The organism is Rossellomorea sp. NPDC071047 (assembly GCF_050270195.1).
Classification (GTDB): Bacteria; Bacillota; Bacilli; order Bacillales; family Bacillaceae_B; genus Rossellomorea.
This window is the reverse complement of record NZ_JBNNJT010000006.1, coordinates 197,558-209,608: the sequence shown is the minus strand read 5'-3', so window position 1 is coordinate 209,608 and position 12,051 is coordinate 197,558. Positions and strand designations below refer to the sequence as shown.

Here is a 12,051-nt window from a genome sequence, read left to right as displayed (position 1 = left end):
GAATATTTTGAAATAATTGGTATGGAAAAGAACAGATTTTTTTAGAAATTCAAGTGGATGGAGGTGAAAGTATGGTAAAAAACAAAGGAGCACTTATTGGCTCAGCTGTAATTCTATGTATATGTATGTCTTTATTTTTCCCGTTTCCTGATAATAAAATGATACATGCGCGCACTACTTTCATGTCATTTCCAATCAGCGGATATGATGGATATAATGTCCTTGGTATCATTGGATCCTTTTTATTCATCTTCGCCATGATTTTACTCGTCAGGGGACTAAATAAATACCATTTTCAAACGGTGGTAATCGCTTTAATTGTTTACACATTATTACCGTTGTTACTCATTTCGATGTATCAAGAAACGTTAGCCGATGGTATTGCAGCCATTTCCTACGATGGGAAAGGTACATGCGATTATGAGCGTGTGAGCAAAGAAGTATTGAATGGGGAATGTAAACTCCTTTTCCATAACCGCAGTGGTGAAACAGTATCATTCCAGATAGAATTCCTGGATTCATTTTTTATGAAAAAAGATACACGATTGACATCACCCATGAATGTGAACGGCCCATATAGCATTTCAATAGAAGCAAATAGCGAAAAGTCCATTCAGCTGAAGGAATTACTCGACTTATCAGGCGTCCCCAATCATATTGACGGAGGATCATCGATGTATATTAATATCAAATTAATTGACGGGGAGTCTACCCGTATTTTGTAATGCTTCTTTCCTTCCGAACGTATTTTAAGCTAAAATAAAATGGAACAGCATATGAATCGTTTCCGGACTAGAGTTGATTTAAGGGGGATTTGAAGATGAATCTACAATACGAAGTGATTCCAGAAGAACAGGCAGAATACTGCCGGGATCTATGCAATGAACTGATGGACTTTCAACAATCAAAGGCATCTATTACACCTGAACGGTTTGACAGTATGAATTTTGATAGCAGGATGCTGTCATCCATCAAAAGTGCCTTACATAATTACATAGTGGTAGTGAAAGATCATGATAAGAATGATGAAATTGTAGCCTATGTATATACCAACATTTCTCCTAAAGAAGCGTACTCGAATGATTTTGCCACTTTTTTCGATCTTTCATCAGTAAAGAAAGAGAGCGTAGGATGCCTATCCCAATTTTATATTAAAGAGGGGTATCGGCAATTCGGTGTGGGATCCAAGCTTTTTAACATGTCTATGGATTGGTTGAAAACCTACGAGGGTGTGGAGGATTATTTTGTGTTCACATCGAATGGGAATCAAGAGGCGTTGGAATTCTACCAGCGGAAAGGGTTCTCGATTTCTCATGATATCCTGGACGGATTTATCACGGTTTTACGAAGTCAACGCTGAGGTTAGGGGAGTTTTTGACTATCCCCCCTGGAAAATATATAGTGAAATCAGATAAGGTTTATCTTAAACGGCATCATTTATAGTAGGAGGGAACAAGATGGACGTTTTTGCACCATATTTAGCAGGTATCGATAATCCTGATCACCGCAATCGATTGGAAGAAATCCTGACGTGGGTTATGGAGAAATTCCCGCAAATGGAACCAGTGATGAAATGGAATACCCCTATGTTTACCGATCACGGCACATTTATCATCGGTATTGACGCAGCGAAGCATCATGTAAGCGTTGCACCTGAGGCGGTAACCATGATGGAGTTTGCCGGAAGGATTGAACAAGCCGGCTACAGTGCCACCAAGGGCTTGTTTAGAATTAAGTGGAAAGACCCGGTGGATTACAAATTGCTTGAGGATATGATTACATATAATATTCAGGATAAAGCAGAATACACGGCCTTTTGGCGTAAGTAGCCAACACTTAGAGTTCATAGAAGAAGGAGTGTTCCATGATGATAAAGCCGAATCGTAAGGTTGATGGTTTTATAAAAAAAACCAAGACGTGGAAGGAAGAATTTGAGAGGTTGAGAAGCATCCTTCTTGGCTTTGAGGAGCTGGATGAAGAAATCAAGTGGATGCATCCTTGTTACACGCTGGAGGGTAAAAACATTGTATTAATGCACGGGTTTAAAGATTATTGTGCACTACTGTTTCATAAAGGGGCTCTGTTGAAGGACCCCGACGGGATTCTCATCCAACAAACGGAGAATGTGCAGGCTGCCCGCCAGATTCGGTTCACGAATGTTCAAGAAATCATAGAAATGAAGCCAATCTTGGAAGCGTATATCCAGGAAGCCATTGAAGTGGAAAAGGCCGGTTTGCAAGTGGAGTTAAAAAAGACGGAAGAATACAGTATCCCAGAAGAACTTCAAACTAAATTCGACGAAGTCCCTGCCTTGAAGACGGCATTTGAAGAATTGACGCCGGGAAGGCAACGAGCCTACATTCTTTATTTCTCTAAAGCCAAACAATCCAAAACCCGTGAGTCGAGGATTGAAAAATATATGGAGCATATTCTTGAAGGTAAGGGAATGAATGATTAGTAGGGACGAGGGGACAGGTTCATTGTCCCAGATTGTAAGCTCAGTGAAACAATCAAATGGGACATGGGACCTGTCCCCTCGTCCCACATGAATAATTAGGACGAAGGCAAAATAGGTATATAGAAAGACTGATGGTACAAGTTCCATCTTGTACTGAGCTCTGGATTGGGGCTGATTCTATGTATCGAAACAGAAATAGAGATAGGCTTGTGAATATCGTCATTGTATCGCTCGTTTGCATCCTTATGTTTCATATCATCCGGATTATCCTTCACGTTAAGGTTTACTTCGTGTATAGCATGGGGATGGGCTATCTTTTATTTATTGGACTAATCATTTTCCTGATTATGTTCCTATATTTTAAAAGGTGACGGTCCTCAAGGAAAACGCAATTAATAAGATTGCGTTTTTTTTATTGGGCATTTAAAGGGTTTTCACAGGAGTCTAATAGAATATGAAAAGTGAGAATACAATTTCTGTGAATGGAGGGATGTCACATGAGGAGACTGCTCGTGTTAGGCGCAAGTGGATTAGTGGGGAAAGCGTTGGTGGAAGAGGGCAAAGATTCCTTTGATGTATATGGGACCTATGCAACTAGACCAGTGGATCTTCCTGAAGAAAAACAATTTCAATTAGACATCAGCGATATGGATAAGATGAAAGAAATCGTCCAATCCATCAAACCCGATAGCATCGTTTCATGTCTAAGAGGTGATTTTGATCAACAGCTTGAATTTCATAGGGAGCTTGCATTGGAAATCGAAAACACTGAAAGCGTACTCTATTATTTTTCAACGGCAAATGTGTTTGATGGGGATTTCACGAAGCATCATTCAGAAGAAGACTCTCCTAACGCTGCATCCCCTTATGGGCAGTTCAAAATTGAGTGTGAAAATATGCTGCAGGAAGTTTTAAAGGAACGTGCGGTTATGATACGAATTCCACAAATATGGGGGAAGAATTCTCCGAGATTGGATCAAGTCAGAAGTGGAATTGAGAATAACTCAATCGATGTATACAGCAATCTGGAGTGTAATCATCTAACGGATGAATTCCTTGCAAAACAGTTGAAATACATCATCCTCCATAAACTTTCAGGCGTTTTTCACCTTGGTGCAGTCGATATGATGACACAAGATACTTTTATTGAAGAATTAGTCAGCAGCCTAACGGACAAAGATTTAAACATTCATCATCGTTTGCTTCAGGATACACCGGATACATATTATTTTGGATTGAAGAGCATTCGAAACGATCTTCCGGAGAGTTTGTTGAAGACGAATAGGGAAATGATAGACGATATAGTTAGTCCAGATGGTCCACAATGAGTTATCAGAATGGATAAAATTTTGTGACCTGAGAATAAAATATAATCATAAATAAATGGAGCAATGAAACATGAAGGTAGAGCGATTACTGGCGATGATCATCAAGTTATTAAATACCAACAGAATAACGGCAAAAAAGCTTGCTGAAGAGTTCGAGGTCTCTGTACGGACGATTCAAAGGGATATCGAATCAATTAACCTGGCGGGTATTCCGATTGTTTCCTATAAAGGTTCGAACGGCGGCTATGGAATTCTTGAGGAATACAAGATCAGTACAGGCTTATTTAATGATGTAGAATATGAATTGCTGCTCACTGCATTAAATGGTGTCTATAAAACCTATGATGATAACCAATTAAAACAAATTATTGAAAAGCTGACATCCATAAAGTCAAATGGGAACGTTCAGCAAACTTCACCCGTTTGGTTAGATTTCGGTGGCTGGGGACCGACTGAAAAAAGGAAAGAAAAAATAAATATGATCAAACAATCGATTGAATCCAATAAAGTCATCGCTTTTCAATATATAGATATTAATGGTAGCTATACAGAAAGAGAAATTGAACCTGTTACGTTGATTCTAAAGATCAATAAATGGTATGTGTATGCTTTTTGTAAACTAAGAAATGAATATCGGTTGTTTAAATTAGGCAGAATGCAAAACATGAAACGTACATCTAAACCAATTGAGCAAAGAGAACGAAGCGAACATGAAAGCTTTTACCAGCACAATCGTGAAATGGTTACCATCAAACTAAAGTTCACTCAACATGCCTTAAATGAGTTGGAGGATTATTTCGATTTAGATTCTGTAGAATTCGGTGATGACGGATGGGTTTATCTGACTGAATCATTCCCTGAAGATGATTGGGTCTATCGTATGATCTTAAGTCTTGGCTCCGAAATAGAAGTTCTTGAGCCAGAACATATCAGGGAGATTATGAAAGAAAGAGCAAAGAAAATTTATGATAAATATTAAGAAATACGACATAATGGTGTCGGCTTACGTGTGATACGGTATCAATATGAATCAATTCTAATAAATAGGGGGGATCAACATGTCAGTAGTGAATCAATTAGCTTCCCAGCTTAATAGAAATGACGAAGAGCCAAATATTGAGCTGGCACACACGTTAGCTCATGAAGAAAATCATGCAGGTATAGAAGAGATTATTGATGGCCTGTCTAGCAAAGATAAAAAGGTTCAACATGACTGTATCAAAGTAGCGTATGAAATCGGACAGGTTAAACCAGAACTGATAAGTAAGTATGCACTGACCTTTATAGAGTTGCTGAAAAGCCGTAATAATCGTTTAGTATGGGGTGCAATGACAGCATTATCAACGATCACTGAGGAATCTTCAGAAACGATCATGGCTCATCTTCACACAATAAAGAGTGCCATGAAAATTGGTTCGGTCATTACGATTGATAAAGGTGTTCTAACTCTTGCGAAGCTCGCCGCGGTTAGTAAGGAAAATAATGACGCAATTTTTCCATTCTTACTCCAGCACCTTGAGAATTGTAGAACAAAAGAAGTGCCTCAGCACTCTGAAAGCACAATGGTAGCTGTTACAGATGAAAATAGAGAGGGATTTCTGAATGTGTTACGAAAAAGAGAACCCTATCTGACGGCGCCTCAGCTAAAAAGAGTAAAAAAATCTACAAAACTTTGGAAGCGTAATAACGTTAAATAGTGAGGTGGAAGAATGAAAGAATATAAAAAATGTCAGAGTTGTGCCATGCCCTTGAAGAAAATGGAAGACCGCGGTACTGAGAAGAATTCAGAAAGAAGTTCGATGTACTGTAAGCATTGTTATCAAGAAGGGGAATTCACCCAAAAAGACATCACAGTAGAAGAAATGAAACAATTTGTAAAGAATAAATGTATCGAAATGGGTTTACCGAAGTTTATGGCAGGGATGTATGTAAAAAATCTTCATAAATTGTACAGGTGGCAATAGGTATTATACATTTAAGAGAATTATGCTAAAGTAACCCAAATCTGAAGCGGTTTCCACAATTCGATAGAAAAATGAAGCAGTGCCTCAATGAGGCACTGCTTTGCTTCTCTCTATGAAATTTTGACAGGTTCATTAGCTAACAACTTTGAAGGGACTTCGATCCCCTTTTCTTCGATGAAACGAGGCCTGGTCTTGAAAAGAGAGAACAAGACACATCCTGCTATGACAATGATGCTGCCGACAGCTTGTAGTCCATTCATTTTTTCTCCCAAAAAGACGAAGGCCAATAAGGCTGTGAATACAGGGTTGAAGTTCAAGAACAACCCTGAAGTACTCGGTCCCAGGTTATTCACCCCGATATTCCATAAGACCATGCAGACAACAGTGGAAATAATGCCGGTATATAAGATTGACTGCACGAAAGAAGCGTTAACATCGGTCACCTGGAAAGTAGAAAGATTAAAAGGAAGAAGGATGAGAAGGCCAAATATACCGGAGTATAAAATGGACATCATGGGAGTGACGGATTTCATTGCCCACTTACTGCAAACGGAATAGATTCCCCACATAATTACAGCAGACAGCATATAGAGATCCCCTTCATTAAATTGCAGGGAATAGACCATCTCCACATTCCCTTTGGACAGGACAAGCAACACGCCAAAGAGCGATATGAACATGGATGACAGTTGAAATGCGTTCATCTTTTCCTTTAGAAAAATAAAAGAGATTCCGGCAATGGAGAACATATTTAACGTCGAGATCAGGCCAACATTGGTGGCAGAGGTCTTTTCCAAAGCCATGAATTGAAGTGCCTGAAAAAGGGCTACCCCCGTCAGGCCCATGAAAACTAGCGGCAGGATCGATTGAATGGGTGGAACCAGCTTTTTTTCTTTCCACCAGACAATCGGGAACAGGCAGACGACGGCGATGGCCCATCTTAATATGGTCAACGTTCCCGGGGATGCATGTTCCACAAGCGTTTTCCCCACAATGAAATTGCCTCCCCAGAGAAGACTTGTCAGTAACAACAGATAATAATATTTCACGTCATTCAGCCCCTATGCAAAGAGCCATTGTGCACAATGACATTGTCTATAAGAATAATTTTAACATTTTCCTGAAAATACAAAAGAACATATTGTATAATTAGAATTAATCGAAAAAATTGTAAGTTTAATAGCTATTTAGATTATAAAAATTCATTTATACATCGTTTTATCAGTGGTTTTTGGAACAATTGAAAAGGGTGGATGGAGCATGGAATCGATTGTCAGCAGGGTTTTGGACCAAATGGATCTCAAGCTTTTGGATTTGCTTCAAAAGGATGGGCAACTCAGTAATCTGGAACTTTCGAAGCGGGTCAATTTATCAGCACCAGCCGTACACGCAAGAATCAAAAGGTTGGAAATGGATGGATATATCAAAAAGCATGTAGCCATTCTAAACCATGAAAAACTGGGATTTGACTTATTGTGCTTCGTATTTATGAGCACGAATGAACATCGGACAGAAAAGTTGGAAGCAGTGGAAGAGACATTGGAATCCATGGAAGAAGTCCTGGAATGTCATTGCTTGACCGGGGAATATGATTATCTCTTGAAGGTTGCCTGCAAGGATCGCAAGGGGCTGGAGCTCTTCATCAGAAGGCTGAATGAGATGGGGATCACGAAGATTCAAACGAGCTTGGCGTTGAGGGAGATCAAGGATTCTACGGTGTTACCGATACAGGGGTAAAACTAAATCCGACGGGGAAATGGTGACGGGTCTGCCCCATTGGCGGAATGCTGTGGGGCGGACACGGCTGTTTATGATGAGGTTGAATCAACATATATCTTGTTGCAGCTTCTCCACTCATTCCCGATTTCTTAGTCGTTCTGTCCTCTTACCTGTATAAACAGAATAGAGGACGAGCATCGCCCCCCTTCCAAATTTCCGGACTGGTCCATTCGGAAGGGAGCAAACGCACGTTTGCCTGTGATATAATGGAAGTACACAACATAATACGGAAGATGGGGTAGCGGCTCACACTCCCGAGTGAAGGGAGGTGATACGCTAATGATTGCTGTAGGAGATGTATTACAAATCATGATTGCCTTTGGAACATTGATTGTAGCAATTGTCGCGGTTACACAAAAAAAGAAGTAACCATCGTCCCCACCGCTCATGAGGATCATTGATGATTACTTCGTTTCGATTGACTCTGAAGTGAGCCGCTGCACTTTCGATGCAGTTTATGTTGTGGAGGAGTCCTGATTGCCGTCAGGCTCCTTTTTTAGTGTACTTAACTACTTTTATTATATACATAAGTTCATACGTTAGTAAAGAATAGTGAATAAATGGATGAAGCACCGTCTATAATAAAATAAAAATATTGACAAATTTAACCTGTATCATTTACATTTGTTCTAACATATATTGGATCACTTACATTCCATGACGAGAACGAGTAGGTATGGAATCTGTTCTACAGAGAGTTGACGATTTGGTGGAAGTCAACGTTCAGATCATATTGAATATCCTCTCCGAGAAGCAAAGCTGAAGGTACTTTAAGCTTTGACGGGTTTCCGCCGTTAAAAGGAACGCGTATGGATTGTACGTTGCATGAGTGCTGTCACGTAAACTTGAAATACAGTTTATGGACAGAATCAGGGTGGTATCGCGGGTTATAACTCGTCCCTAACATTGGTTAGGGGCGGGTTTTTTTATTTACAAAAAAATAGAGGGTGATGACATGAAAAAGGTGAATGTAAACGAAAAGTCGGTCGATAGAGAACAGCGGATCCAGGATTTCTGGAATACGAATCATATTTTTAAACAGTCAGTAGCAAACCGTGAAGGGCAAAAGTCGTTCGTCTTCTATGAAGGCCCTCCGACAGCAAACGGCCTCCCTCATGCGGGGCATGTCCTCGGACGTGTGATCAAAGACTTCGTTGCCAGGTATCAGACGATGCGTGGATATCAAGTCAAACGTAAGGCAGGCTGGGACACACACGGTCTCCCGGTGGAATTGGGCGTCGAAAAGAAAATCGGCGTGTCCGGTAAACAAGAAATCGAGGAATACGGTGTTGAGAAGTTCATTGAAGAATGTAAAAAGAGTGTTTTCGATTATGAAAGGCAGTGGCGCACCTTTACGGAGGCAATTGGATACTGGGTGGATATGGATGATCCCTATGTAACCCTTCAGAATGATTATATCGAAAGTGTCTGGCACATTCTTTCAAAGATCCATGAGAAAGGGTTGCTCTATCAAGGGCACCGGGTCGCCCCTTATTGCCCGAGCTGCCAAACCTCCCTCAGTTCCCATGAGGTTGCTCAAGGATATAAGGATGTAAAGGATTTATCCGCGACGGCTAAATTTAAGGTGGAAGGAAAAGAGCATGAATACTTTCTGGGCTGGACGACAACACCTTGGACGCTTCCTGCCAATGTGGCCCTCGCCGTCCATGAAGACGTGGATTACGTGAAAGCCAAGCGGGGTGAAGAGACGTATATCCTGGCAAAGAATCTTGTGAACGATGTGTTGGGAGACGACTTCGAGTTGGTCAGTGAGCATAAGGGCCATGAATTTGTAGGGGTTTCGTATCAGCCGCCGTTCAACAATCTCAAGCTTGACCGCGGGCATGAAGTAATTTCGGCATCGTTTGTGACCGATGACAGCGGAACCGGGATTGTTCATCTCGCTCCCGCTCACGGTGAAGATGATTACCATGCAATCAAGGAAAGCGGCTTGGACTTTGTCAATATTGTCGATGAAAAAGGCTGTTATACCAACGAATTCGAGCCTCTTGCAGGAGAGTTCACTAAGGACAGCGATGTGAAGATCATCAAGATGCTCTCGGATAGCCATCTTCTCTTTTCCAAGGAGAAGTATCAACACAGCTATCCACACTGCTGGCGCTGTGACTCACCACTCCTCTATTATGCAATGGAAGGATGGTTCATCAAGACAACGGCCATCAAAGAGACCATCTTAAAGAACAATCAATCCGTCGAGTGGTATCCGGATCATATGAAAGAAGGAAGATTTGGGAAATTCCTTGAAAATATGGTGGATTGGAACCTGGGAAGGAACCGTTATTGGGGAACACCACTGAACGTTTGGGTTTGCGGGGAATGTGATCATCAGTATGTCCCGGGAAGCATTCAGGATCTAAAAGAACATGCGATAAGGGGTTGGAAGGACAATCTAGAACTTCATAAACCATATGTCGATGAAGTAATCGTGGAATGTCCGTCATGCACACATGAGATGAACAGGACGAAAGAAGTCATCGATGTCTGGTTTGACAGTGGTTCGATGCCGTTTGCACAATATCATTATCCATTTGAGAATGAAGAGCTATTCAAACAACAATTCCCGGCAGATGTGATTGCCGAAGGCGTGGACCAAACGAGGGGCTGGTTCTACAGCCTGTTGACGGTTTCCTCTCTCTTCACAGGGAAAGCCCCATATAAGCGTGTGTTATCACTCGGGCACATACTGGATGAAGACGGACGTAAAATGTCTAAAAGCAAAGGGAATGTCATCAATCCAATGGATCTCGTTGAAAAGTTTGGGGCAGATGCTCTCAGATGGGCGTTGCTTGCAGATAGTGCTCCTTGGAATAACAAACGCTTCTCAGAAAACGTCGTCAGCCAGGCAAAATCGAAACTGGTCGACACGCTGAATAACGTTCATTCCTTTTACACCCTGTATGCAGTGATCGATGGGTTCGACCCTGATCAACACGGGCATGGTAATCCATCTCTTCTCGATAAATGGGTGTTATCCCGATTGAATTCGGTCATTGAAAACGTAACGGACCATCTGGATCATTATGATTTTACCGCTGGGGCAAGGGAACTATCCATCCTGGTGGATCAAGTCAGCAATTGGTATATCCGCAGATCACGTGAACGCTTCTGGAGCGAAGGGCTGAATGAAGATAAACTGGCTGCTTACCATACTTTAAATAAGGTATTAGTAAATGTTAGCCGGTTGCTGGCTCCATTTACACCGTTTATCGCAGAAGATATCCACATGAACTTAACCAATGTGAGCGTCCATCTGTCCGATTTCCCTAAAGTAAATCAAGAAGACATCAATCCAGCATTGGAAACGGAAATGGATCGCGTCTTACAAGTAGTCGAACTTGCCCGATCTGCCCGTAATATGACGAATATCAAAACAAAGCAGCCTCTATCCAGGCTTACGGTAGTGGGAGCGAAGGATGATACGGAATTACTTAGGAAGTATGAATACATCATTCAAGATGAAATCAATGTAAAGAATGTACAATTGCAGGACCAAGCAGGTGATTCCGTGCAATATGAATTAAAGCTGAACTTCCCGACTGCCGGCCCGAAACTCGGTAAGCTCGTGGGCCTTGTGCAGAAACATTTACAATCGTTAGATCATGAAGAAGCAAGCAGGGTTGTAGAACAAGGGTATCTTGAGTTTGAGTCTCCAACCGGGGAAAAGGTTTCGGTCGAGAAAGATGATCTCATCGTTCATCAAAAAACACATAAAGGGTTGGAAATGGCTTCAAACACAACCTTCAGTGTTTTCCTGGATACAACCATTACAGAGGATCTGCGGAAAGAAGGGAAAGCCCGGGAGCTCATCCGCGCCGTCCAGCAATACAGAAAAGAATTGAATCTTGCTGTGGAAGAGCGTGTGAATCTTGTCCTGGATGTTGATAAATCAATGAAAGATGTTGTGGAGCAATTCGAAGATTTACTGCAAAGTAGCCTCTTAATTAAGAGCGTGGTGTTTGAGAAAAGAGGAAGTATGAAGACAGTCGAGATTGATGGTGACAGCATAGGGATATTTGTAGGAGTGTAATTCACATAACCGTTTTAGGGCTTATCCGAATTTGGGTAAGCCCATATTTTGACTTGAGATGTGAATGCTCAGAGAAAAAAAGTCTGAGGTATTGTATGGTGATCACCTTACCTACTTCTGATTATACCCTCGTTCTCCATATGGCTGCAGTTTCTCCAACCACTTTTCCTCCAACTCCTCCAGGGCTTCTTTTTCAGTCACAAATGGATCATCATTCTTTTTCAGTTTTTCCAATAGCTCGAATGTAAAAGCGTCTTTCCCGTACTGGATCCATTCGGTTTGTAACCCTTTGCTGGTGGTGAATCCATTGTTTTCAAGCATGAACTTGATCCCGTTCAGGGTCTTCAAGTTTTTCGTGCTTCCGATATAGATTTTATTGTTTTGCTGATTTAAGATTTGAAAGACACCTGCTTCAACCGGTGTTTCTTTATACTGTTGTTTTAACTCTCTTTTACGATCCATGATTAGACCTCC

General features: G+C 41.3%; 13 protein-coding genes and 1 other annotated feature. Of the genes, 11 read left to right on the top strand and 2 right to left on the bottom strand.

The features are described 5' to 3' along the window. Positions 1-71: 71 nt before the first annotated feature. From ACQKFO_RS19510 to ACQKFO_RS19475, 8 genes are all read left to right on the top strand, one after another. On the top strand, positions 72-725 hold the full coding sequence (locus ACQKFO_RS19510) for a hypothetical protein (RefSeq protein WP_427600477.1): 654 nt from the start codon (positions 72-74) through the stop codon (positions 723-725). A gap of 95 nt (positions 726-820) precedes the next feature. Then, positions 821-1,360, top strand: a complete 540-nt coding sequence (locus ACQKFO_RS19505; RefSeq protein WP_427600476.1) for a GNAT family N-acetyltransferase — start codon at positions 821-823, stop codon at positions 1,358-1,360. Between the two features lie 97 nt (positions 1,361-1,457). Further along, the gene (locus tag ACQKFO_RS19500) at positions 1,458-1,829 is read left to right on the top strand and encodes an iron chaperone (protein ID WP_427600475.1); all 372 of its coding nucleotides are present in this window, start codon (positions 1,458-1,460) and stop codon (positions 1,827-1,829) included. Positions 1,830-1,864: 35 nt separating this feature from the next. Beyond that, positions 1,865-2,458, top strand: coding sequence for a YdeI/OmpD-associated family protein (locus tag ACQKFO_RS19495; protein WP_427600474.1), 594 nt, complete (start codon positions 1,865-1,867; stop codon positions 2,456-2,458). Positions 2,459-2,955: 497 nt separating this feature from the next. Beyond that, positions 2,956-3,786 carry a sugar nucleotide-binding protein gene (locus tag ACQKFO_RS19490; RefSeq protein ID WP_427600473.1) on the top strand — a complete coding sequence of 277 codons (831 nt, stop codon included), beginning with the start codon at positions 2,956-2,958 and terminating at the stop codon, positions 3,784-3,786. A gap of 70 nt (positions 3,787-3,856) precedes the next feature. Further along, positions 3,857-4,765 carry a helix-turn-helix transcriptional regulator gene (locus tag ACQKFO_RS19485; protein WP_427600472.1) on the top strand — a complete coding sequence of 303 codons (909 nt, stop codon included), beginning with the start codon at positions 3,857-3,859 and terminating at the stop codon, positions 4,763-4,765. Between the two features lie 79 nt (positions 4,766-4,844). Then, entirely contained in the window at positions 4,845-5,483 is a 639-nt protein-coding gene (locus ACQKFO_RS19480; protein WP_427600471.1) for a hypothetical protein, read from the top strand. A 12-nt stretch (positions 5,484-5,495) separates the two neighbouring features. Continuing rightward, the gene (locus tag ACQKFO_RS19475; protein WP_427600470.1) at positions 5,496-5,750 is read left to right on the top strand and encodes a zinc ribbon domain-containing protein; all 255 of its coding nucleotides are present in this window, start codon (positions 5,496-5,498) and stop codon (positions 5,748-5,750) included. A 110-nt stretch (positions 5,751-5,860) separates the two neighbouring features. On the opposite strand, the gene ACQKFO_RS19470 is transcribed toward ACQKFO_RS19475, so the two are convergent. Then, positions 5,861-6,799: a DMT family transporter gene (locus tag ACQKFO_RS19470; protein ID WP_427600469.1), complete on the bottom strand. Its 939-nt coding sequence runs from the start codon at positions 6,797-6,799 to the stop codon at positions 5,861-5,863. A 211-nt stretch (positions 6,800-7,010) separates the two neighbouring features. Here ACQKFO_RS19470 and ACQKFO_RS19465 point away from each other — a divergent pair, with 211 nt between their 5' ends. From ACQKFO_RS19465 to ileS, 3 genes are all read left to right on the top strand, one after another. Continuing rightward, complete coding sequence (locus ACQKFO_RS19465) at positions 7,011-7,487, top strand: Lrp/AsnC family transcriptional regulator (RefSeq protein WP_427600468.1); 477 nt, start codon at positions 7,011-7,013, stop codon at positions 7,485-7,487. 321 nt (positions 7,488-7,808) lie between these two features. Further along, positions 7,809-7,898, top strand: coding sequence for a putative holin-like toxin (locus ACQKFO_RS19460; RefSeq protein ID WP_219927342.1), 90 nt, complete (start codon positions 7,809-7,811; stop codon positions 7,896-7,898). 279 nt (positions 7,899-8,177) lie between these two features. Further along, positions 8,178-8,434, top strand: a binding site (T-box leader). Positions 8,435-8,484: 50 nt separating this feature from the next. Beyond that, the gene (gene ileS / locus ACQKFO_RS19455; RefSeq protein ID WP_427600467.1) at positions 8,485-11,577 is read left to right on the top strand and encodes an isoleucine--tRNA ligase; all 3,093 of its coding nucleotides are present in this window, start codon (positions 8,485-8,487) and stop codon (positions 11,575-11,577) included. 111 nt (positions 11,578-11,688) lie between these two features. Here the strand turns inward: ileS and ACQKFO_RS19450 are convergent, their stop codons facing one another. Next, positions 11,689-12,039, bottom strand: coding sequence for a GIY-YIG nuclease family protein (locus tag ACQKFO_RS19450; protein WP_427600466.1), 351 nt, complete (start codon positions 12,037-12,039; stop codon positions 11,689-11,691). Positions 12,040-12,051: the final 12 nt, after the last annotated feature.

Bases quoted from the DNA above. Each gene is read 5' to 3' on its own strand.
- ACQKFO_RS19510 (WP_427600477.1), top strand. From the start codon at position 72: ATGGTAAAAAACAAAGGAGCACTTATTGGCTCAGCTGTAATTCTATGT.
- ACQKFO_RS19505 (WP_427600476.1), top strand. From the start codon at position 821: ATGAATCTACAATACGAAGTGATTCCAGAAGAACAGGCAGAATACTGC.
- ACQKFO_RS19500 (WP_427600475.1), top strand. From the start codon at position 1,458: ATGGACGTTTTTGCACCATATTTAGCAGGTATCGATAATCCTGATCAC.
- ACQKFO_RS19495 (WP_427600474.1), top strand. From the start codon at position 1,865: ATGATGATAAAGCCGAATCGTAAGGTTGATGGTTTTATAAAAAAAACC.
- ACQKFO_RS19490 (WP_427600473.1), top strand. From the start codon at position 2,956: ATGAGGAGACTGCTCGTGTTAGGCGCAAGTGGATTAGTGGGGAAAGCG.
- ACQKFO_RS19485 (WP_427600472.1), top strand. From the start codon at position 3,857: ATGAAGGTAGAGCGATTACTGGCGATGATCATCAAGTTATTAAATACC.
- ACQKFO_RS19480 (WP_427600471.1), top strand. From the start codon at position 4,845: ATGTCAGTAGTGAATCAATTAGCTTCCCAGCTTAATAGAAATGACGAA.
- ACQKFO_RS19475 (WP_427600470.1), top strand. From the start codon at position 5,496: ATGAAAGAATATAAAAAATGTCAGAGTTGTGCCATGCCCTTGAAGAAA.
- ACQKFO_RS19465 (WP_427600468.1), top strand. From the start codon at position 7,011: ATGGAATCGATTGTCAGCAGGGTTTTGGACCAAATGGATCTCAAGCTT.
- ACQKFO_RS19460 (WP_219927342.1), top strand. From the start codon at position 7,809: ATGATTGCTGTAGGAGATGTATTACAAATCATGATTGCCTTTGGAACA.
- ileS (WP_427600467.1), top strand. From the start codon at position 8,485: ATGAAAAAGGTGAATGTAAACGAAAAGTCGGTCGATAGAGAACAGCGG.
- ACQKFO_RS19450 (WP_427600466.1), bottom strand. From the start codon at position 12,039: ATGGATCGTAAAAGAGAGTTAAAACAACAGTATAAAGAAACACCGGTT.